Below are 19,606 nucleotides of genomic sequence, written 5' to 3' on the forward strand. Positions count from 1 at the left end.
AGCGCCTCGTCTTGAGAACGTCTTGCGGCTATTCACCGCCTTGCTCGCGGCCGCTTTTCCTGGCTCCCGAAAACGCTCACCTCAACGCTGCCGCAACGCCGGGGTCATGACTCAGTGGAAACCCGGAGTTGAGTGCGGCTCATACCCTGGATCAAAAAACATCGCTTCATCGTCCTGCTTTCCGGCCAGCACAATCAGCGCATCCCACTCAACCTGATGGAACTGGACAGATGAGCATCAACGAGAAGCAACTGTATATCGGCGAAGGATTCGAAGGCCCGGGCGTCAACCTCGCCCATATCAACGTGCTGGTCGGTCCGCGCAACGGTCCCGCCGGTCAGGCGTTCGCCACCGCGCTGTCGACGCCGTCCGCCGGTCACGCGCCGTTCGTCGTGATCGCACGTCCGGGCGTGCCGACCAAGCCGCTCACGCTGTATGTGAACAAGGCGCAGATCGAAGGCGATTTCCACGGCAACGCGACGTGGGGTGCATCGCAGGCTGGCATCGCGAAAGCGGTCGCCGAGTCGCTCGAGAACGGCACGCTGCCGCCCGAAGCGGAAAACGACTGGGTCGTCGTGTCGGCGAACTGGGTCAACCCGAAGACCGACGATCTCGACGCCGTGTTCGAGAACAACTACCGCGCGTGCAAGAACGCGATCCTCGCGGCAATGAAGGGTCTGCCGCACAAAGATGAAGTGTTCGCCGCCGCGCGCGAAGTGTCGAACCCGTTCTATACGCCGAAGCAGCGTTAAGCCCTCGCCGGGACCTTGGAGAAATCGCAATGGAATACATCCGCCTCGGCCAGTCGGGCCTGAAAGTTTCGCGTCTGTGCCTCGGCACGATGAACATGGGCACGCCGGAATGGAAGCCTTGGATTTTCGATGAAGCGCAAAGCGAGCCGATCGTGCGCCACGCGCTCGAAGCCGGCGTCAACTTCATCGATCTCGCCGACTTCTACTCGACGGGCGTCGGCGAAGAAGTGGTGGGCCGCATCCTGAAGCGCCTCGCGCGCCGCGAAGAAATCGTCGTGACGACCAAGGTCGGCTACGACATGGGCACGTACCAGAACGCTGGCGGCCATTCGCGCAAGCACATCATGGACGGCATCGACGGTTCGCTGAAGCGTCTGGATATGGACTACGTCGATATCTTCATGCTGCATTTCTTCGACGTGAACACGCCCGTCGAGGAAACCATGAGCGCGATGAACGACATCGTGCGCGCAGGCAAGGCGCGCTACATCGGCGTTTCGACGATGTACACGTGGCAGTTCGCCAAGATCATGCAAGTGTGCGAGCGCAACGGCTGGCACAAGCCGATCAACATGCAGCTGCAGCTGAACCTCGCGTATCGCGAGGAAGAGCGCGAAATGATCCCGTATTGCCAGGATCAGGGCGTCGGCGTGTCGGTGTTCAGCCCGCTCGCACGCGGCCTGCTGACGAGCGATGCGCAATCCACCCGCAATCAGACCGACTTCTTCACCGCACAAATGTACGGCGATACGGCATCGCGTGACATTGCGGCATCGGTGGCGCGTGTGGCGGCGAAGCGCGGCGTGTCGGCTGCGCAGATTGCGCAAGCGTGGGTGCTGCAGAACCAGGGCGTGTCGAGCATGCTGGTCGGCGCGGATACGCCGGCGCAGTTCGACAGCGCACTGGCCGCGCTGAACACGAAGCTCGACGCCGAAGAACTGCACGAGCTGGAGCGCAACTACACGCCGTGCGATCTGATCAACGACTACACGGCAGGCAAGCGTATCGCCCGCGAAGCACGCGCCGCGCAAGGCACGTTCGCCGATGTGGCAGGCAATTTGGGTAAAGCAGCATGAGCGAATTTCTCCGTACAGGCCACTACATCAACGGTGAGTGGTACGAAGGCGCCAACACCTACGCAGTGCGCAACCCGGCGACGGGCGAGGTGATCGCCAACGTCGCGAAGGGCGGCGCGCAGGAAACGGCGCAAGCCATCGATGCCGCCGAGCGCGCATTCCCCGCCTGGCGCGCACTGACGGCCAAGGAACGCGGCGCACGCGTGAAGCGCTGGGGCGAGCTGATGCTCGAAAATCGCGACGCGCTGGCCGAACTGATGGTGCGCGAGCAAGGCAAGCCACTCGCCGAAGCGAAAGGCGAAGTCGGCTATGCGGCGAGTTTCTTCGAATGGTTTGCGGAAGAAGCGAAGCGCAGCTACGGCGACGTGATTCCCAGCCCGAGGCCCGATTCGAAGATCATCGTCACGCGGGAACCCGTTGGCGTGGTCGCGGCGATCACGCCGTGGAATTTCCCGCTCGCGATGATCACGCGAAAGGCCGGTCCCGCGCTCGCAGCCGGTTGCACGATGGTGCTCAAGCCTTCGGAAGAGACGCCGTTGTCGGCATTTGCGCTGGCGGTGCTCGCTGAGCGCGCAGGCATTCCGGCGGGCGTGTTCAACATCGTGTCCGGCGATGCAGTGGCGATCGGCGGCGTGCTGACGGAATCGCCTGTCGTGCGCAAGCTGTCGTTCACGGGATCGACGCGCGTCGGCAAGCTGCTCGCGAAGCAGTCGGCCGATACGCTGAAGAAGCTCTCGCTCGAACTCGGCGGCAACGCGCCGTTCATCGTGTTCGACGACGCCGATATCGAAGCGGCCGTGCAGGGCGCGATGGCATCGAAGTTCCGCAACACGGGGCAGACGTGCGTGTGCGTGAACCGCTTCTACGTGCAGGACGGTATCTACGACGCGTTCACGCAGGCATTGACGGCAGCCGTGAAGAAGATGCGCGTCGGCGATGGCCTGAAGGGCGAAGTCGAGCAGGGTCCGCTGATCAACGAAGCGGCGCTGATGAAAGTCGAAGCGCACGTCGCCGACGCGAAGCAGAAGGGCGCCAAGGCGTTGACGGGCGGCCAGCGTCACGCGCTGGGCGGCACGTTCTACGAGCCGACCGTGCTTGCCGGTGCAACGCAATCGATGCTGATCGCTGAAGAAGAAACCTTCGGCCCGGTCGCCGCATGCTTCCGCTTCAAGACGGAAGACGAAGCGATCAAGGCGGCAAACGATACGCCGTTCGGTCTCTCCGCGTACTTCTACACGCGCGATCTGGGCCGCGCGTGGCGCGTCGCGGAAGCGCTGGAAAGCGGCATGGTCGGCATCAACGAAGGGATCATCTCGACGGAAGTGGCGCCGTTTGGCGGCGTGAAGCAGTCGGGCCTTGGCCGCGAAGGTTCGAAGTACGGCATGGATGAGTACGTCGAACTGAAGTACATGATGATGGGCGGCCTGGGCCGTTGATTGTCGCTGCTTGATCCGCCATGCGCGGCGGAAGGCAAGGAAGGACGCGTCCCGGCGCGAATCATGGGACGCGTGAAACGCAAAAAATTGCATGGGGCCTGTGTGAGCGCTGAAGGGCTAACGCAGACCGACGCAATAAATTGCATGGGGCCTGCGTAAGCGCTGAAGCGCTAACGCAGGCCGACGCAATAAATTGCATGGGGTCCGCGTAAGCGCTAAAGCGCTAACGCGGACCGACACATGGAGACACTGTGAGCGATCAAGATATGCTTGCGCGGCCGTCCGGCCTCGCGTCCGCGCGCGTTGCCGCGCAGGCTCACCCTCAACAGCCTCATCGCGCGAACGGCAACACAGTCTCGCTCGACGATGTGCCTCTCAACAAATTCCACATCAAGATCGCCGGGTTGACATTCGGCGCGCACTTCACGGAAGGCTACGCGCTCGGCACGATCGGCTATGCGCTCGCGACGCTCAACAAGCAGATGCCGCTCGATGCATTCTGGCAAGGGATGATCGGCAGTTCCGCGCTGATGGGCATTTTTGCCGGCAGTCTCGTGTTTGGGTGGCTGTCGGACCGCATGGGCCGTCAGCGCATTTTCCTGTTGAGCTTTCTCATCATCACGCTGGCAGCTTTCGCGCAGTTTTATACGACGTCGCCCGCGATGCTGTGCGCGCTGCGCGTATTGATCGGCTTCGGCATGGGCGGCGATTTCGCCGTTGGCCACGCGATCCTCGCAGAGTTTTCACCGCGCAAGCATCGCGGCACGCTGCTCGGCTCGTTCAGTGTGATCTGGACGATCGGCTATGTGGTGGCGAACGTGCTCGGCCTGTACTACGCCGATGCATCGCCTGATGCATGGCGCTGGCTGCTGGCATCGGCGGGTGTGCCGGCGCTTGCGGTGCTGATCATGCGCATCGGCACGCCGGAGTCGCCGCGCTGGCTGCACGGCAAGGGGCGCGTGGCGGAAGCGCAGGCGGTCGTGCTGAAGTACTTCGGGCCGAATGTGACGATCGATGGCGGGCATGACGATCACGCGCATGCCAGCGGCGGTTTCGCGCGTCTGTTCCAACGCGATCTGATCCGCCGCACGATCTTCAACTGCGCGTTCTTTGTGTGTCTCGTGATTCCGTACTTCGCGATCTACACGTTCCTGCCGTCCATTCTCAAGGCGATTCATCTCGACAACGGCTCGGGCGCGGATTTTCTGCTGAATGGCTGTCTGGTGCTCGGCGCGTTGCTCGGCATCTGGCTGACGATCAAGCTGTCGCGTCGCGCGTTTCTGATCGGCTCGTTTGCCGTGACCTGCGTGTCGCTGCTGGCGTTGAGCGTGTTGCCGGAATCGGCGGCGCTGTGGATGATCGTCGCGTTTGGCGTGTTCACGTTGACGATGTCAGCGTTTTCGAATCTGGTCGGTGTGTTTCCGCCTGAGTGCTTTCCGACTGAAGTGCGCGCATGCGGCGTCGGTCTTGCGATTGCTTGCAGCCGTCTTGGTTCGGCTGTCGGGACGTTCCTGTTGCCGCTCGGTATCGCTCAGCTCGGTTTCCACTCGACCATGCTCGCGCTGGCGGCGGTGCTGCTGGTGGGCATGATCGTGTCGATTGCGTGGGCGCCTGAGACCAAGCATCTCACGCTGAATCAGGCGAGTGGGAATTAGCACCGGCTGTCGAATGCTTGGATTGTTGTTGCTGTTGTTGTTGTACCCGGCATCCGCGATTTGCCTTCGGTCTTGAAGAAGGCAGTCACATCGCGGATGCCAGAAGAACTAAAATAAAAATCCCCTCCTTCAGTCCGCGATGAATCCATGTTCATCGACGCGACGCGTCTGATCTGCGCAATCGTGCCGAAAGGCCAGGCCGACAACTGCTCCATACCGTTCTATCAGACTGAGCAGAACGACACGGATTACGTGACCAATCCGGTTTTCATAATCTAAATGCCTTTTCTGGCATCGAATCAGACGCGCGTTATCGAACGCGCAACGCATCAAAAATCCCTCTTCCAACCTCAAAGTCCGAGCGTCCATCGAGTCGTTTCGGACTTTCCTGTCATCTCCGCGCACAAAAGAATCACTTCGCAATTGCTGCTTCCGCATTCCAGGCGTTTCGAATAATCGGCATTCGCATTATTGATCTTCGTCATTCAATGAAAGGTTTTTGCAATAGAGAATTCGGCTCGCGTGACATTAGCGACGCGAAAGTTTGCCTGGCAAGCTACTTCTAGAAATGATTCGTATGGCTAAGCATTTGGATCACGACTCGCAGGCGAGCGTGCAGCCATTGTGAATACGTCAGTGAAGCACCGGGCAATCTCTTTTACCAGTAGAAACTTTGGAGCATCAACATGCAAAAGCGCATCTTGTCCGTGGCCGTGATCGGTTTCGCGGCACTCCTGTCGACGGCAGCGCAGGCGGCCGACGGCACGATCCAGATCACCGGCGCGGTTGCCGACACGACGTGTTCGATCAACGGCAAGGCAACGGGCACGCCCTCCGACGTCAGCGTGACGCTGCCGACCGTGCAGACGGGCGCGCTGGCTACGGCTGGCGCGACTGCCGGCACGTCGAACGCCGGTGATATCCGCTTCGTGCTGAGCGGCTGCTCGGGTACGGCGACGAAGGTCATCGCGCGATTCGAGAATGGTCCGACGGTCGACAGCAGCAGCGGTTATCTGACCAATCAGGCATCGGCTTCGTCGGCGAAGAACGTGCAGGTGCGTCTGCTGAACGCGAATGCCCAGCCGATCGACATCCTGACGGGTGAGAACAACACGCTCGCGACCAACGGCGTGACGATCACGGGCGGTGCGGCCACGATCGATTACTACGCGCAGTACTACGCAACAGGCAAGGCAGAACCGGGCAACGTGACCACGTCGGTTCAGTACACGATGCAGTATCAGTAATCGTTGAAGTCGGAGCGCTCGCACACGCGAGTGCTCCGATTCTGTCGCCTTGCGAGGAGCGCGCGCGAAATGTTGAGAGTACCGGTAGTTATCCGCCGATGTCTGGCGCTCACGTTGATATGCATTGCAGCGGCGGGCGTTGCCCATGCAAGCGTGACAGTCGGCGGCACGCGCGTGGTGTATCCGCTCAACGAGCGGGAAGTAAGCGTCAAACTGACCAATGACAGCTCGAATCCGTCGCTGGTCCAGGTATGGCTGGATAGCGGCGACCCAAATGCGAAGCCCGACAGCAGTAAGGCTCCTTTTGTGATTACGCCGCCTATTTTCCGCATGAATCCAGGCCGCGCGCAGACGTTGCGCGTGATCTATAGCGGCGATCCGTTGCCGCAAGACCGGGAGTCGGTCTATTGGCTCAACGTGCTGGACATTCCTCCGAAGGCTGCGCCGAAGCCGGACGTCAATTCGCTGCAGCTGGCGTACCGCACGCGTATCAAGCTGTTCGCGCGTCCGCCGAAGCTGCCGGGCACACCGGACGATTCGCCGAGCCAGATCACATGGAAAGTGACGCCGGACCAGAACGGCAAGGGCCAATCGCTCGAATTGTCGAATCCGACGCCTTACTACGTGTCGTTCAGTGCGATCACGGTTTCCGCGAACGGCCAGCAGTATCAGAACGACAGGGGTGGCATGGTCGCGCCCCGCGGCAAGGAAGTCATCGCCATGCCGAAGATGCAAAGCGTCCACTCGGGAAAGATTCACTACATCGCCATCAACGATTTTGGCGGTGCGATCGAAGGCGATGCGGCCATCGTGCCATGAGCATGCCGCTGCAGTCGCTTGAGTAGCCGGAATCCGGCTGCCTGATTATTCCGCTGCTTTGTACCAGAGACGTGCGTACTCACGCACGGCGGATCGTTGCGCGCGTGCATTGCGCGCACTTGTTGAATGCGCTGTTGATGGGATTGCGATCCCGTCAGGCACGAATTCGTTATTTCCAAACGCACATCATGCCGCGCGCTTCCCGCGCGCGGCAGTTCATCGTCATGACCAGTTTGCGCCATTCAAATTTGCCGGCTTTCGCCGATACGGTGACAGGACCGCAGCGGCTGCGCCCAGTCGCGGCCCTGGCGCTGCACGCGTTCGCGATCGTCGCCGGCCTGTGCGCCGATCATGCGATGGCGGCCGGTTCGACCGATGCCGTCGAGTTCGATCCGATGTTTCTGCAATCAGGCTCGAAAGTGGATGTATCGCGTTTTGCACGCGCCGATATGATCGCGCCGGGCAGCTATTACGTGGACGTCTGGATCAACGATATCCGCATCGCGCGTGAGAACGTGACCTTTGTGGCAACGACTGAAGGCAAGAGCGCGCGTGCGTGTCTGACGCGCGCGATGCTGGAAAAATGGGGCGTCGACTTCTCGCGCCTCGATCCCGCGAAAGAGAACGCGCCGGCCCCTGCCATGGATGCGTGTATCGAGCTGGGCGCAATCGTGCCGCAAGCCACGACTGATTTCGACTTCGGCGAGCAGAAGCTCTCGATCACCGTTCCGCAAAAATACATGCGCGGCAGCGCTCGCGGTTATGTGCCGCCGGAACTCTGGACCAACGGCGTGAACGCGGGCTATCTCAGCTATAACGCGAACGCGTGGCAATCGGCCAATGACGGCACGCGCACGACGCAAGGCTATCTGGGACTCAACGTCGGCGTGAATCTGGGCGGCTGGCATTTCCGGCATCAGTCGTCGGTGACGTCGATGACGGGACAGAAGACCACCTTCGACGAAATTGCCACCTACGCGCAGCACGACGTGACGAGGCTGCGTTCGCAAGTCGTGCTGGGTGAGTCGAACACACGCGGCGATGTGTTCGACACGGTAGCGTTCCGTGGCGCGCAGATCGCCACCGACGATCGCATGCTGCCGGAATCGCTGCGTGGTTACGCGCCAGTGGTGCGCGGCATGGCGCAATCGAATGCGCGTGTCAGCGTCAGACAGAACGGGCAGGTGATCTACGAGACGGTGGTGCCGCCCGGCCCGTTCGAGATCAGGGATCTCTATCCGACGGGTTATGGCGGCAATCTCGATGTGACCGTCACGGAAGCCGATGGGCGTGAGAAGTATTTCACGGTGCCGTATGCGTCGGTGGCGCAATTGCTGCGGCCGGGCATCACGCGATTCGCCTTCACGGCGGGCGAGCTTCGCGACGATTCGCTACGCACCAAGCCCGTATTTGCGCAACTGACAGTGCAGCGCGGTCTGACGAACATCGTCACGCTGTACGGCGGCGGCATTGGCGCGACGGGCTATCTGGCGGCCAACGCGGGCATCGCATTGAATACGCCCGTGGGCGCCTTCGCCGGCGACATCACGATGGCGAGCACACAGGTGCCCGGACGTTCTGCGATGCGCGGCAGCAGCTTGCATATCAGCTACAGCAAGTTCGTCGATGCGACCGACACGAACTTTGCGATCGGCGCTTACCGTTACTCGAGTTCCAACTATCTCAATCTGTCCGACGCTGCGCGGCTTCGCGATTACGTGTCGCATGGCTCGGTTGGCAGTCTCGCCGATCGCACGCGCGGCCAGTTTCAGTTGACGATCAGCCAGGGTCTCGCACGCTACGGCTCGGTGTTCATCAGCGCGAGTTCTCAGGATTACTGGAATCGCAGCGGTCACGACCTGTATTTCCAGGCGGGCTATTCGAACGACTTCCGCTTCGGTACGTACAGCGTGACGTTGGGTCGCACGGAAAACGCGAATGGCTCGCCATCGAACGAAGTCATGGTGACCACGACGATTCCGCTCGGCAAGTCGCGCTACGCGCCGTTGCTGTCGACCACCTTCAATTCGGGCGGCGACACGTCGAGTTTGCAGAACAGCCTGAGCGGTACGGCAGGCACCGCAAACGAGTACGCGTACAACGTCTACGCTACGGCGAACAAGGCGTCGTCGGAAAGCGTCAGGGGAAGCGGCGGCGCGAGCGGCACGTATCGCGGACCGTATGCGCAACTGACGGCATCGGCGAGCGGCAGCGCGCATTCGTCGCAGGTGTCGGCGGGTGTGAGCGGTTCGATCGTCGCGCATGGCGGCGGCGTCACGTTCTCGCAGCCGGTGGGCGACACGTTCGGCATCGTCGAGGCGAAGGGCGCGCAAGGCGCGAACGTGCCGGGTACGACGAACGCAAAGGTGGACGGCAATGGTTACGCGATCGTGCCGTACCTCACGCCTTATTCGATGAACACGGTCGATATTGATCCGAAGGGTGCATCGATGGATGTCGAATTCGATTCGACGTCCGAGAGCGCGGCGCCGCGGCTCGGTTCGATCGTGCTGTTCAAGTATCGGACCGACACGGGCCGCGCCACGCTGATCCGCGCACCGCGCGCGAGCGGCGAGGCGCTGCCGTTCGGTGCGGAAGTGCAGAACGAGCAGGGTCGGAGCGTGGCTGTCGTGGGACAGGACAGCCGCATCTTCACGCGCGATCTGCATGAGAAAGGGACGCTGACGGTGAAGTGGGGTATCGGGATGTCCGAACAATGCCGCATCGACTATGCGCTGCCAGCACGCGAGGAAGGTGGCAAGACGGAAATCGGGTACGCGTCGCTGGCGACGCATTGCACGCCTGTACAGCAGCACACGAATGAATCCGACGTACGTGAACCGGCGAAATGACGGGCCGGCTGAGCAACTGGTCGGGAGGAGAGAAACGATGAAACTGACGCGCTTGTGCAAAAACGAACATAGCTGGCTGATGCGGCTGGTTCAGATGGTATTCGTTGGACTCGTACTTCTGGCAGCTTCCCGGGCGCATGCTTCGGGAATCAGTTGCAGTGCATTTCCGACGGTGGGATTCGTGCCCAATGTAGGTACGAATCCGTTCCCACGCGACGCGCCCATCGGCAGCGCAACGCAGTACTACAAGTCGGACTTCGGCTTCAATTGCCAGCGGGATCCGTGCTGCGATCGCAATGTATATCCCGCGTTCATCACGGATCCGGATTACAGGCCCGTGTCGGGATATAGCGACGTCTATCGGACGAATCTCCGCGGCGTCGGCGTGCGCTATCTGATCGAGAACGGTTCGGGAACCTCATGTCAGGGGTTGCCACATTCGATCTCGAATCAAAGCCTGTCGCCGCGGTGTCACCAGATGGCCGGCCCGTATTCGCCCGGCGTCGACTACCGGTTCAATATCTCCGTCCAGTTCATCAAATACGACGAGATTGAATCGGGAAATCTGACGAGCATCCCGTTCGTGCAGGTCGATGTGACCGCGAACAATCAGGCGGGTTCGATGGTGCATAGCCGACCGATCCCCGGACGAGCCGCGGGTTCGTTCTATATCGGTGCGTGTACTGTCAGGCAATCGACGATCGACATATCGATGCCTGCGGCTTCGGTCAAAGACCTGACGGCGGTTGGGGCGACCACGGGCGATACGCCGTTCACGTTGTCGCTCGACTGCGACCCGGGTGTGCGTGTCGCCATGACCCTGCGCGACGCGACAACGTCGAATCAAGGTTGCGATTTGACCTTGACGAAGGACTCCACTGCCAAAGGCGTCCGCTATCAGATCATGTATGACGGCAAGGCGGTGTGCTACGGCCCCGACTCCGCTGCGGCAGGTACGACCAACCAGTTTTTCGTTTCCAGCACACCGACGGCGGGTGGCCTGCTTGCCGTTCCATTTACCGTGCGCTATGTGAGAACGGGCGCGGTCAATGGCGGTTCTGCGAAGGCACTTAGCACGTTCACAATGTCGTATGAGTGATGCTGGCGGTGTCATTACATTGACTGACCTTGCTTTACCATCAAGAAGAATCGAATGAGTTTTGAGTTGAGCCGCTCAAGTGCGGCAAGCGCTGTGGGCGCACGAATTTCATTGACGATGCGTCTGGTGCGCCTGTTTGCCTTCTGCTGCATCGGGATCGCGCCGTGCGCCGCGTATGCCGGCATCACTTGCTACGGCGTTGGACTGAACAAGGTGCTGAACGCAGGGACGATAACGGTCCCCGCCAATGCCGTGCAAGGCACCACGATCACAACGCACGCGCCGGAAAATTTTCAGTTCAACTGCACTTTCAATCCGGATGTGTGGCCGAAATTCGAAAAGTCCGACACGTTGTACGCCGATTTCAAAACCACGGCAGCACGGGCGCCGGGCTTCAACGACGTGTACGAGACGGACATTCCTGGGATCGGCGTGCGTTACGTGTTCAACTCGTCGGAGTGCAAGGCGCACGGGGCGGTTCTGGGCAATGGCAGCCTGCGCCTCGGATGTCCGATGGTAGGGCTGTTCAACCAGCCGCTCTATGCGTATCTGTCTGTTACGTGGAGTCTTGTCCTGACCAGCCCTCTTTCGGCTGGCAAGACAACGCTTTCCCAAGTGCCGACCGTGACGCTGGATTTCGCTCCGTCTAATGGCAGCGGCTACTTTAGCCAGCCGCCGTTGTACACCGGCAGCGCGAGCGGAACGCTGGCCAAAACCACATGCTCCGTCAATCAGTCCAATGTCTCGGTGAACCTGCCGACAATCGAGGCGCGCGCGCTCGCCCAGGGTGTCGGCGCGGTTGCCGGGCCTACGCCGTTCTCGCTGTCGCTGTCGTGTATGCCTGGGGCGATTGCCTACATTACCCTAACGGACGGCGCCGATCCGTCCAATCGTGACACGACGCTGCGCCTCGCACTCGATTCCACTTCCCGAGGCGTAGGCGTCCAGCTACTCGATCCGGCGGGCAAACTGATCGCTTACGGCCCCGACTCCGACGCGGCGGGCAATCCCAATCAGTGGCGGGTCGGGGATTTGCCGCAAGGCACGCTTACGATTCCGCTGACAGCGCGCTACGTTCGCACGGGAGAGGTATCGGCGGGCAGCGTGAAGGCGTTGTCGACGTTCACGATGTCATACCAGTAGACGCAGGCGCCGCAACCCTCGAGCGTCGCTCGCGCACCGAACGCAACCCCGGCACCCGACACAAGCTAAAATATTGGGTTATCCCGGTACGTGTATCATCGCCGCTTCGCATCTGTTCCTGCGCGCGGCGGCCGGCCCATTGCCGGGCCCGATTGCCGTACGGCTGCGCGCCACAAGGGCGTGCGCCATGACCCTAATTGCCCATGTCAGTCTCCGAACTCAAACGCCGCCGCACGTTCGCGGTCATTTCCCACCCGGACGCGGGTAAAACCACGCTCACGGAAAAGCTGCTGCTGTTCTCGGGCGCGATCCAGATCGCGGGTACCGTGAAGGGCCGCAAGAGCAACCGCTACGCGACGTCCGACTGGATGGAGATCGAAAAGCAGCGGGGCATTTCGGTCGCCAGCTCGGTGATGCAGTTCGAGTACGGTGAGTGCGTGATCAACCTGCTCGACACGCCGGGCCACGAGGACTTTTCGGAAGACACGTACCGCGTGCTGACGGCCGTCGATGCCGCCGTGATGGTGATCGACGGGGCGAACGGCGTCGAAGCGCAAACGCTCAAGCTGCTCGAAGTCTGCCGCAGCCGCAAGACGCCAATCGTCACCTTCATCAACAAGCTCGACCGCGAAGTGCGCGAGCCGCTCGATCTGCTCGATGAAATCGAGCAGCATCTGGGCGTGTCGGCCGTGCCGTTTACCTGGCCGATCGGCATGGGCAAGGAGTTCCAGGGCGTCTACGACATCCAGAACGATCAGGTGCGCGTATTCCGCGCAGGTCAGGACACGCTCGGCGGCGCGGTCGAAACGATTCAGGCGCTCGGCGACGAAGAAGGCGAACGCCGTTTTGGCCACTCATGGGTGCGCGCGAAGGAAGAAATCGATCTGATCACTGGCGCGACGCCCACGTTCGATCGCGATGAATTCCTCGCGGGCCAGCAATCGCCCGTGCTGTTCGGCTCGGCGATCAACAACTTCGGCGTGAAGGAAATTCTCGACGCGCTGGTCGATCTGGCGCCGCCGCCGTCGGCACGTCAGACGGTGCAGCGTCCTGTGCTGCCGGAAGAGCCGAAATTCACGGGCGTCGTGTTCAAGGTTCAGGCGAACATGGACCTCGCGCACCGCGACCGCGTCGCGTTCATTCGCGTGTGCTCGGGGCGCTTCGAGCGCGGCATGGCGCTGAAGGTCACGCGCAACAACAAGACCTTCCGCGCCAACAACGTGGTGACGTTCCTGTCGCAGCGTCGCGAGACGGTCAGCGAGGCGTACGCGGGCGACATCATCGGTATCCCGAATCACGGCACGCTGAGTCTCGGCGATACGCTGACGGAAGGCGAAATGCTGCAGTGCGTCGGCCTGCCGTTCTTCGCGCCGGAAATTATCCAGACGTGCGAAGTGGGGGACCCGATGCGCTCCAAGCAACTCGGCGAAGCGCTCAAGCAACTGGGCGAGGAAGGCGCGATCCAGGTGTTCAAGCCCGTCGTTGGCGGGTTGATGATTCTGGGTGCGGTCGGTCAGCTGCAGTTCGAAGTGGTGTCGCACCGGCTGTCGACGGAATACAAGGTCGATGTGCGCATGGCGCCGGCGCGCTACCGGATGTCGCGCTGGGTGACCTGCGACGATGCCGCCGAACTGCGCCGTTTCTGCGATTCGTACGCGCCGCGTATTGCCTACGATGCCGCCGATGCGCCGACGTATCTCGCATCGCATGTCTCGGAGATCGACGTCGCGCAGAAGGCGTGGCCGAAGATCGTGTTCAATGAACTTCGCGAGCATTCGGGCGCGCCGTTCAGGAAAGCGATGTAAAGCGAAGGACGGGTTTTCCGGCCCGTCCTTTGTTACGCCGAATATCCGCCGGTCATCTGACAGACGTGCAACTCGTGTGTGTCTGTCAGAGGCCGGACGCGTTACTGATACGAGATCGTATAGCTCAGCTGCCCTTGTAGTTTGCCGGCCGAAACGGCCCCCGTACGAAAATACTTCAGGCGGAAGCCGATCGGGTAAGTGCCGCCAGTCGACGGATCGTACTGATCGAGCGTGTGCGCGGTCGCAAGGGCAAAAGCGCTATCAGCATCATCTGTGACCATCAGGTCCACGCCTTTGACCGTCGATGTCGTGCCCGCCAGAAAGGTGCCCGCCGACGCATCGATCACACCTCCCGGAGCGTCGAGCCGGTACTGAATGGCGTTCATTTGCGCAGGGCAATCCGTCAGCGTGATCCTGAACGGCGTGCTGCCTGTCGTGGCCCCGATCGATGGCAGCGCACTCGTGGTGATAGTCGGCAGATCCACGTTCGAATCGGCGACGATCTGGCATGTCTTCGGGATGATCTGCCCGCCTGTGATCTGCAACACCGAGACCGTCAATCCGCCGATAGAGTATTCGCCGTGGACCGTCGGAGCGATTGCACCTGCTTCGGCCTGGCCCGTCAAGACGAGTTCGATGCCGTAGTATTCGCCCTTGTGGTTCTCAGCTCCGCCCGCGGTGAAGGTGCCATGTTTGTCTGGACCAAAGTACGATGACTTCGGTGGCGTGCCGCTTGCACTGGAGCTGAAAAAACGGATGCCGATTCCAGGCACACTGGTCGCAAACGTGCTGGTCGTCATGTTCGTTACCTGCGTTGCTCCTCTTACCATGTAGTACCAGGAGGTTGACCCAAGGCATTTGGCGTAGGCTGACGTCGCGGGCTGGGCCTGCTGGCGCGGACTGCTATAGATGACCGTGCCGACCGTTGCATCGCGTGGGACGACGATCGCAGGAATGTCGAACGTATAGGTCATGGTCGAAACGCCGTCTGCAAATTTGCAACTGGCGTTCGCCGCTGATGTACCGAGCGTGAAGAGTATCGACGCGCTGATGACGGTCCGCCAGACGCATTGGCGCACGCGAAGTAGCATCGAAGAAAAGTGACTCATGCAGTTGCCGGAACGTGCCGCGTCGGGAGCCTGCAATCTAGCAGCTACCTGGCGCTGGCACATTGTCCGATCGCAAACCGGCTAACGGTTGTGCGCGATCCCGCCGGGCAGTCAGATCATCCCCAGCACCTGCTCCCGCAACCAGCTGGCGAACGCCTGCACATGCTCCAGCGCCGCATGTCGCGGCGCGATATCCAGCCAGTACCCATACGGCCCGCTGACCTCGATATCCGACATCGGCGCGAGACTGCCTTCCGCCAGTTCCTCGACAATCATGTTGCGATCGACAATCGCCAGTCCGGCACCTTTGCGCGCCGCGCGGATCGCCTGTTCGAGCGTCGAGAATTCGATGCCGTTTTCCGCGTAATGCGCAGGCAGGCCGGCCTTGTCGAGCCAGTCGGGCCAGAGGTTCAGACGCGCGTCGTTGTGCAGCACGTGGAGCGCGGGCAGTGTCGCGAGCAAGGTGTCGAGCGGCTCGCCAGCCAGGCGCGGCGCACCGACCAGCGTATGCCGCTCGATCATCAGCAGTTCGGAGTGCGCGTCGTGCAGCGCCTCGCGGCCGAAGCGGATATTGCAGTGGCAGTCGTCGGTGGGTTCGGTGCGCACGGATAGCTCTACATCCGGCAACTCGACGGCGAGCGAGCCGAGACGCGGCGAGAACCATTGCGTGGCAAACGTAGGCGGCACCGACAGCATCAGCCGGCGGCGGCCCTTGGCGGTGGTGACCTGACGCGTGCCGCGTTCGAGTGTGTCGAATGCTTCTGACACACACGGCAGCAATTGCTGCCCCGCTTTCGTCAGGCGGATACCCTTGTGATCGCGCTCGAAAAGTTTCGCGCCAAGCGACTCCTCGAGAATCTTGATCTGCCGGCTGACGGCGCCCTGCGTCACGCACAGCGCGACGGCAGCGCGGTTGAAACTCATGTGCCGCGCCGTCTCTTCGAAAAAGCGCAGCGCAATCAGCGAGGGCAGACGCCGCATAAATCTTCCTTCAGTCTCATCGTTCTTCTCGGTTCCGCCCGCGTTCGCTTTCTCGACCGGCGCGCGCATCGGCAGCGCGATAGAACCGGTGTCGCAGCCGGAAAAGCCGTGCCGCGAGTCGTGGGGGCGATTCTACATGGTGTGCGGGCACGCGGGCGCGGGACGCATGTCGCGCGCCTGCCGGCCCAAGATGCGGCCGGTCCGAAGCTGTCACCGACATGCGCTAATATCGGACGAACTTGCGAACGGCGCGGGTTGTACATGCCACCCGCGCGACTCTGGCGGACGGCACGGGTTTCGCGTGCCACGGACACGTCCCACGCCGTCTCGCGCTTCGCCTATCCTGATGACATTGCGCGAGATTCAGCCGCGCTTTCACCCGTCCACGGAGCGCCCGTGACCGTACGCAATCTCGACGCGTTGTTCCGCCCGAAATCCGTTGCCGTGATCGGCGCCTCGAACCGCGAGGGCAGCACGGGCGCCATGGTATGGAAACGGCTGATCGAAGGCGGCTTCGACGGGCCCGTCTGGGCCGTCAATCCCAAATACGACATGCTCGACGGCCATCCGTGTGTGGGCAATTCGGGCGATCTGCCCGATACGCCGACCGTCGCCATCATCTGCACGCCGCCGTCTACCTGGCCCGCCATCGTTCATACGCTCGGCGGGCGTGGCACGCGTGCGGCGATCATCGTCGGCGAGGCGCGCGGTGACGAAGGCAGCGCCCACGTGCGCCATACGCTCGCCGCCGCGCGGCCGCATCTGCTGCGCGTGGTCGGGCCGGGCAGCCTCGGCGTCATCACACCCGCGCTCAAGGCGCATCTCGGCGCGCCGTCGGTGACAGTGCGTGCGGGCGGCGTGGCGTGGGTATCGCAATCGAACGCGTTGACGAATGCCGTGCTCGGCTGGGCGCACGCGCGCGGCCTCGGTTTTTCGCACGCGGTCGCACTCGGCGATGAAGCGGATGTCGATGCCGGCGACGTGCTCGACTATCTCGCGAGCGATCCCGGCACGCGAGCGATCCTGCTGGAAGTAGATTCCGTGAAGGCGGCGCGCAAGTTCATGTCGGCAGCGCGGGCGGCGGCGCGCAACAAGCCGGTGCTCGCGTTGCGTTCGGGCCGCAGCGATCCCGACGATGCGCTCTACACAGCCGCGTTTCGTCGCGCGGGCGTGGTGCGCGTGGACGCGCTCGACGATCTGCTCGACGAAATCGAAACGCTCGGCGTGGGACGCGTCGCGGCAGGCGCGACGGCGACGCTGATCACGAGTGACCGCGGCGTCGCGACGCTCGCCACCGATGCCTTCAAGGCAGCCGGCGACACGCTCGCGCCGTGTCCTTCGGGTGCCGTCGATGCCCTTGCGCAGGCGTTGCCGCGCGCGAAGCCCGGCAATCCGCTGCTGCTCGGCAGCGATGCGCGCGCCGAGCACTTCGGCACGGCGCTGAAAATTCTCGCCGATCAACGTTCGACGGGCACCGCGTTCGTGGTGCATGCGTCGACGCACAGCGCGCCCGTCGAGGAAGTCGCGCAGGCGCTGATTGCGAATCAGCGCTATGCGTATCGCGGCTTGCTCGCGTGCTTTTTCGGCGGCGTGAAGCGCGAGACGCGCGATGCGTTGCACGAACACGGCATTCCTGTGCACACCACGCCGCAGCGGCTGGCGCGCGCATTCGAGCGTCTGGTGGAGTACCGGCTGGTGCGTGAACTCTTGATGCAGACGCCCGAAGGTCAACCGTCGCGCGTGCCCGAAGCGATCGACGCCGCGCAGGCGCAGGCATGCGCGGCGCTGTCGTCGGGTGTGACGCTGCTCGAAGGCGACGACGCGGCCCGGCTGCTTGCAAACTTCGGTTTGCGCACCGTGCCAGACGATGCGCGCGATGGCGCGATCGTCGACATCGCAGTCGAACTGCGCGACGACGACAACTTCGGCCCGGTGTTCCGCTTCACTGCGCCACCCGAACACGATGAAGCACGGCCGATGTGCGTGTTCGGTCTGCCGCCGCTGAACCCGGTGCTGTCGGATGACATCCTGTCGAACTCGGCGTATTCGCGCGAAGTCGCACACGAACCGGTTTTGAGCGCGTTGACGGCGATCTCGCAGGCGGTGTCGGAGATACGCGAGATCGTGTCGCTGAAACTCGCGCTGCGCGTGATGCGCAACGGCGCGGCGATTGTCGCGCCACGCCTGACGCTGTCGGCGAACCGCACGCGCTTCGCGATCATGCCGTATCCACGGCGTTACGAAGAGACGCTCGACTGGCGCGGCCAGCGCATCACGGTGCGGCCCATTCGCCCGGAAGACGAAGTGGCGCACCGCGACTTCGTCGAATCGATGACGCCGGACGATTTGCGTTTGCGATTTTTCGGCGCGATCGGCAGCTTCGATCATTCGCAACTCGCGCGCATGACGCAGATCGATTACGACCGCGAGATGGCGTTGATCGCGACGACACCGAACGACGACGGCTCGACGCACACGCTGGGCGTGGTGCGCGCGGTCGCGGACCCGGACAACGAAACAGCCGAGTTCGCGATGGCCGTGCGTTCGGATCAGAAGGGCAGAGGGCTGGGGCGTCTGTTGATGGAGCGCATCATCGCGTATGCGCGTGCGCGGGGCACGCACTGGATCGTCGGCGAGGCGCTGCGCGAGAATTCGGCGATGATCGGTCTGGCGACGGCGGTCGGTTTCACGACGACGCGCACGGAAGACCCCGGCGTAGTCGGCTTCCGGATGGCGCTCGATCAGCCTGACGAATGCAAAGAAAAAGGCGGCGCACCGGGGTTCGGGGCGTCGCCTGCGTGTTCCGCGAATCCGCGCTGAACTTAATCAACGCGCGCGGGCGGGTGCTTTTCGCCGGTTGATCTGCTTAAGCTGCGAGCTTCGTTGCTGCCGAGTCGACCTGTTCGCGCGAAACGGCGAGTTCTTCGAGCCATTCGGGTGCGTACGTCGCGCCCGTTTCGCGTTCCAGACGCGCGATGGTTGCGGCGCAGCGCATCGCGTCCTTGGGCGTCGCGATGAACGACTTCACCGATTGACCTGCCGAGAACGCTTCGAAGAGCGGCACGCGCACTTCATCGGGGAGTGCGCGGGTCCATTGATACGGCTTGCCGTTGAAGGTCACCGTGGGCGGCAGCACGCGCTCTTTCTTGGCGGCGGGAATCAGGCCGAAGTTGCGGGCGGCGTCGCCGATCTGATCGGCCGAGAAGAGTTCATCGGGTGCGATGTCGAACTGGGCGATGAAGGTTTCGATCTGCTTCATCGCGGCGGCGCGGTCGTCGCGCTTTTGCTGCGCGCGCGAGACGATTTCGCGAAGCTCGTCGGCTTCTTCGCTGGTGATGGTGAAGCTTGCCTGCTTCTGCTGGAGTTCGGAAAAACGCTGGAATTCGAGGTCGGACAGAAGTTTGGCCATAAAGGTTTGGTTTTGCGCGTGGGCGCAATTTGCTGTTTCGCGATATCTGGGAGGGGCGGTAGTTTAGCGTATTCGTGGGTTGGTTTTGATTTTGGTGGTATTTGCGGGTTGCGATTTTGCTGGCGTCCGCGGTTTGCTTTTTGCTGGCGTCCGCGGTTTGTTAGTGGTCTGCTAGCGTTGCCCCTGTGCGGGGCGGCTCCTACTTTTCTTTGCCGCCGGAAAG

At 62.2% G+C, this 19,606-nt stretch carries 15 protein-coding genes; 11 read left to right on the top strand and 4 right to left on the bottom strand.

All coding sequences use genetic code 11. The features are described from left to right. Positions 1 to 230: 230 nt before the first annotated feature. The 4 genes from fae to DK391_RS03530 all read left to right on the top strand — a co-directional run bounded on the left by fae (position 231) and on the right by DK391_RS03530 (position 4,919). Positions 231 to 752 carry a formaldehyde-activating enzyme gene (gene fae / locus DK391_RS03515; RefSeq protein ID WP_109476604.1) on the top strand — a complete coding sequence of 174 codons (522 nt, stop codon included), beginning with the start codon at positions 231 to 233 and terminating at the stop codon, positions 750 to 752. A gap of 29 nt (positions 753 to 781) precedes the next feature. Then, a complete protein-coding gene (locus DK391_RS03520; protein ID WP_109476605.1) occupies positions 782 to 1,828 on the top strand; it encodes an aldo/keto reductase in 1,047 nt (348 codons plus the stop codon). Beyond that, positions 1,825 to 3,264 (top strand): NAD-dependent succinate-semialdehyde dehydrogenase, encoded by a 1,440-nt coding sequence (locus tag DK391_RS03525; protein ID WP_109476606.1) that lies wholly within the window; start codon positions 1,825 to 1,827, stop codon positions 3,262 to 3,264. Before DK391_RS03520 ends, DK391_RS03525 begins: the two co-directional genes overlap by 4 nt. A gap of 251 nt (positions 3,265 to 3,515) precedes the next feature. Next, positions 3,516 to 4,919 carry an MFS transporter gene (locus tag DK391_RS03530; RefSeq protein WP_109476607.1) on the top strand — a complete coding sequence of 468 codons (1,404 nt, stop codon included), beginning with the start codon at positions 3,516 to 3,518 and terminating at the stop codon, positions 4,917 to 4,919. Here DK391_RS03530 and DK391_RS44095 read toward each other — a convergent pair. Then, positions 4,916 to 5,134 (bottom strand): hypothetical protein, encoded by a 219-nt coding sequence (locus tag DK391_RS44095; protein WP_162600661.1) that lies wholly within the window; start codon positions 5,132 to 5,134, stop codon positions 4,916 to 4,918. The genes DK391_RS03530 and DK391_RS44095 overlap by 4 nt on opposite strands. A 471-nt stretch (positions 5,135 to 5,605) precedes the next feature. Here DK391_RS44095 and DK391_RS03535 point away from each other — a divergent pair, with 471 nt between their 5' ends. From DK391_RS03535 to DK391_RS03560, 6 genes are all read left to right on the top strand, one after another. Next, positions 5,606 to 6,166 carry a fimbrial protein gene (locus DK391_RS03535; RefSeq protein ID WP_109476608.1) on the top strand — a complete coding sequence of 187 codons (561 nt, stop codon included), beginning with the start codon at positions 5,606 to 5,608 and terminating at the stop codon, positions 6,164 to 6,166. A gap of 69 nt (positions 6,167 to 6,235) precedes the next feature. Beyond that, positions 6,236 to 6,985 carry a fimbria/pilus periplasmic chaperone gene (locus DK391_RS03540; RefSeq protein WP_109476609.1) on the top strand — a complete coding sequence of 250 codons (750 nt, stop codon included), beginning with the start codon at positions 6,236 to 6,238 and terminating at the stop codon, positions 6,983 to 6,985. A gap of 188 nt (positions 6,986 to 7,173) precedes the next feature. Next, positions 7,174 to 9,837: a fimbria/pilus outer membrane usher protein gene (locus tag DK391_RS03545; RefSeq protein WP_239482687.1), complete on the top strand. Its 2,664-nt coding sequence runs from the start codon at positions 7,174 to 7,176 to the stop codon at positions 9,835 to 9,837. Positions 9,838 to 9,874: 37 nt separating this feature from the next. Continuing rightward, the gene (locus tag DK391_RS03550) at positions 9,875 to 10,936 is read left to right on the top strand and encodes a fimbrial protein (RefSeq protein ID WP_109476610.1); all 1,062 of its coding nucleotides are present in this window, start codon (positions 9,875 to 9,877) and stop codon (positions 10,934 to 10,936) included. Between the two features lie 54 nt (positions 10,937 to 10,990). Further along, positions 10,991 to 12,079 (top strand): fimbrial protein, encoded by a 1,089-nt coding sequence (locus DK391_RS44100; protein ID WP_162600662.1) that lies wholly within the window; start codon positions 10,991 to 10,993, stop codon positions 12,077 to 12,079. Positions 12,080 to 12,282: 203 nt separating this feature from the next. Further along, the gene (locus DK391_RS03560; protein ID WP_109476611.1) at positions 12,283 to 13,884 is read left to right on the top strand and encodes a peptide chain release factor 3; all 1,602 of its coding nucleotides are present in this window, start codon (positions 12,283 to 12,285) and stop codon (positions 13,882 to 13,884) included. Positions 13,885 to 13,985: 101 nt separating this feature from the next. Here the strand turns inward: DK391_RS03560 and DK391_RS03565 are convergent, their stop codons facing one another. Then, entirely contained in the window at positions 13,986 to 14,858 is an 873-nt protein-coding gene (locus DK391_RS03565) for a fimbrial protein (protein WP_162600663.1), read from the bottom strand. Positions 14,859 to 15,104: 246 nt separating this feature from the next. Then, the gene (locus tag DK391_RS03570; RefSeq protein WP_109476628.1) at positions 15,105 to 15,974 is read right to left on the bottom strand and encodes a LysR family transcriptional regulator; all 870 of its coding nucleotides are present in this window, start codon (positions 15,972 to 15,974) and stop codon (positions 15,105 to 15,107) included. Positions 15,975 to 16,370: 396 nt separating this feature from the next. Here DK391_RS03570 and DK391_RS03575 point away from each other — a divergent pair, with 396 nt between their 5' ends. Continuing rightward, a complete protein-coding gene (locus DK391_RS03575) occupies positions 16,371 to 18,794 on the top strand; it encodes a GNAT family N-acetyltransferase (RefSeq protein ID WP_109476613.1) in 2,424 nt (807 codons plus the stop codon). A 46-nt stretch (positions 18,795 to 18,840) separates the two neighbouring features. On the opposite strand, the gene DK391_RS03580 is transcribed toward DK391_RS03575, so the two are convergent. After that, positions 18,841 to 19,383, bottom strand: coding sequence for a hypothetical protein (locus DK391_RS03580; RefSeq protein ID WP_109476614.1), 543 nt, complete (start codon positions 19,381 to 19,383; stop codon positions 18,841 to 18,843). Positions 19,384 to 19,606 lie beyond the last annotated feature (223 nt).

The sequence above is a fragment of the Paraburkholderia sp. C35 genome (genome assembly GCF_003121405.1).
Classification (GTDB): Bacteria; Pseudomonadota; Gammaproteobacteria; order Burkholderiales; family Burkholderiaceae; genus Paraburkholderia.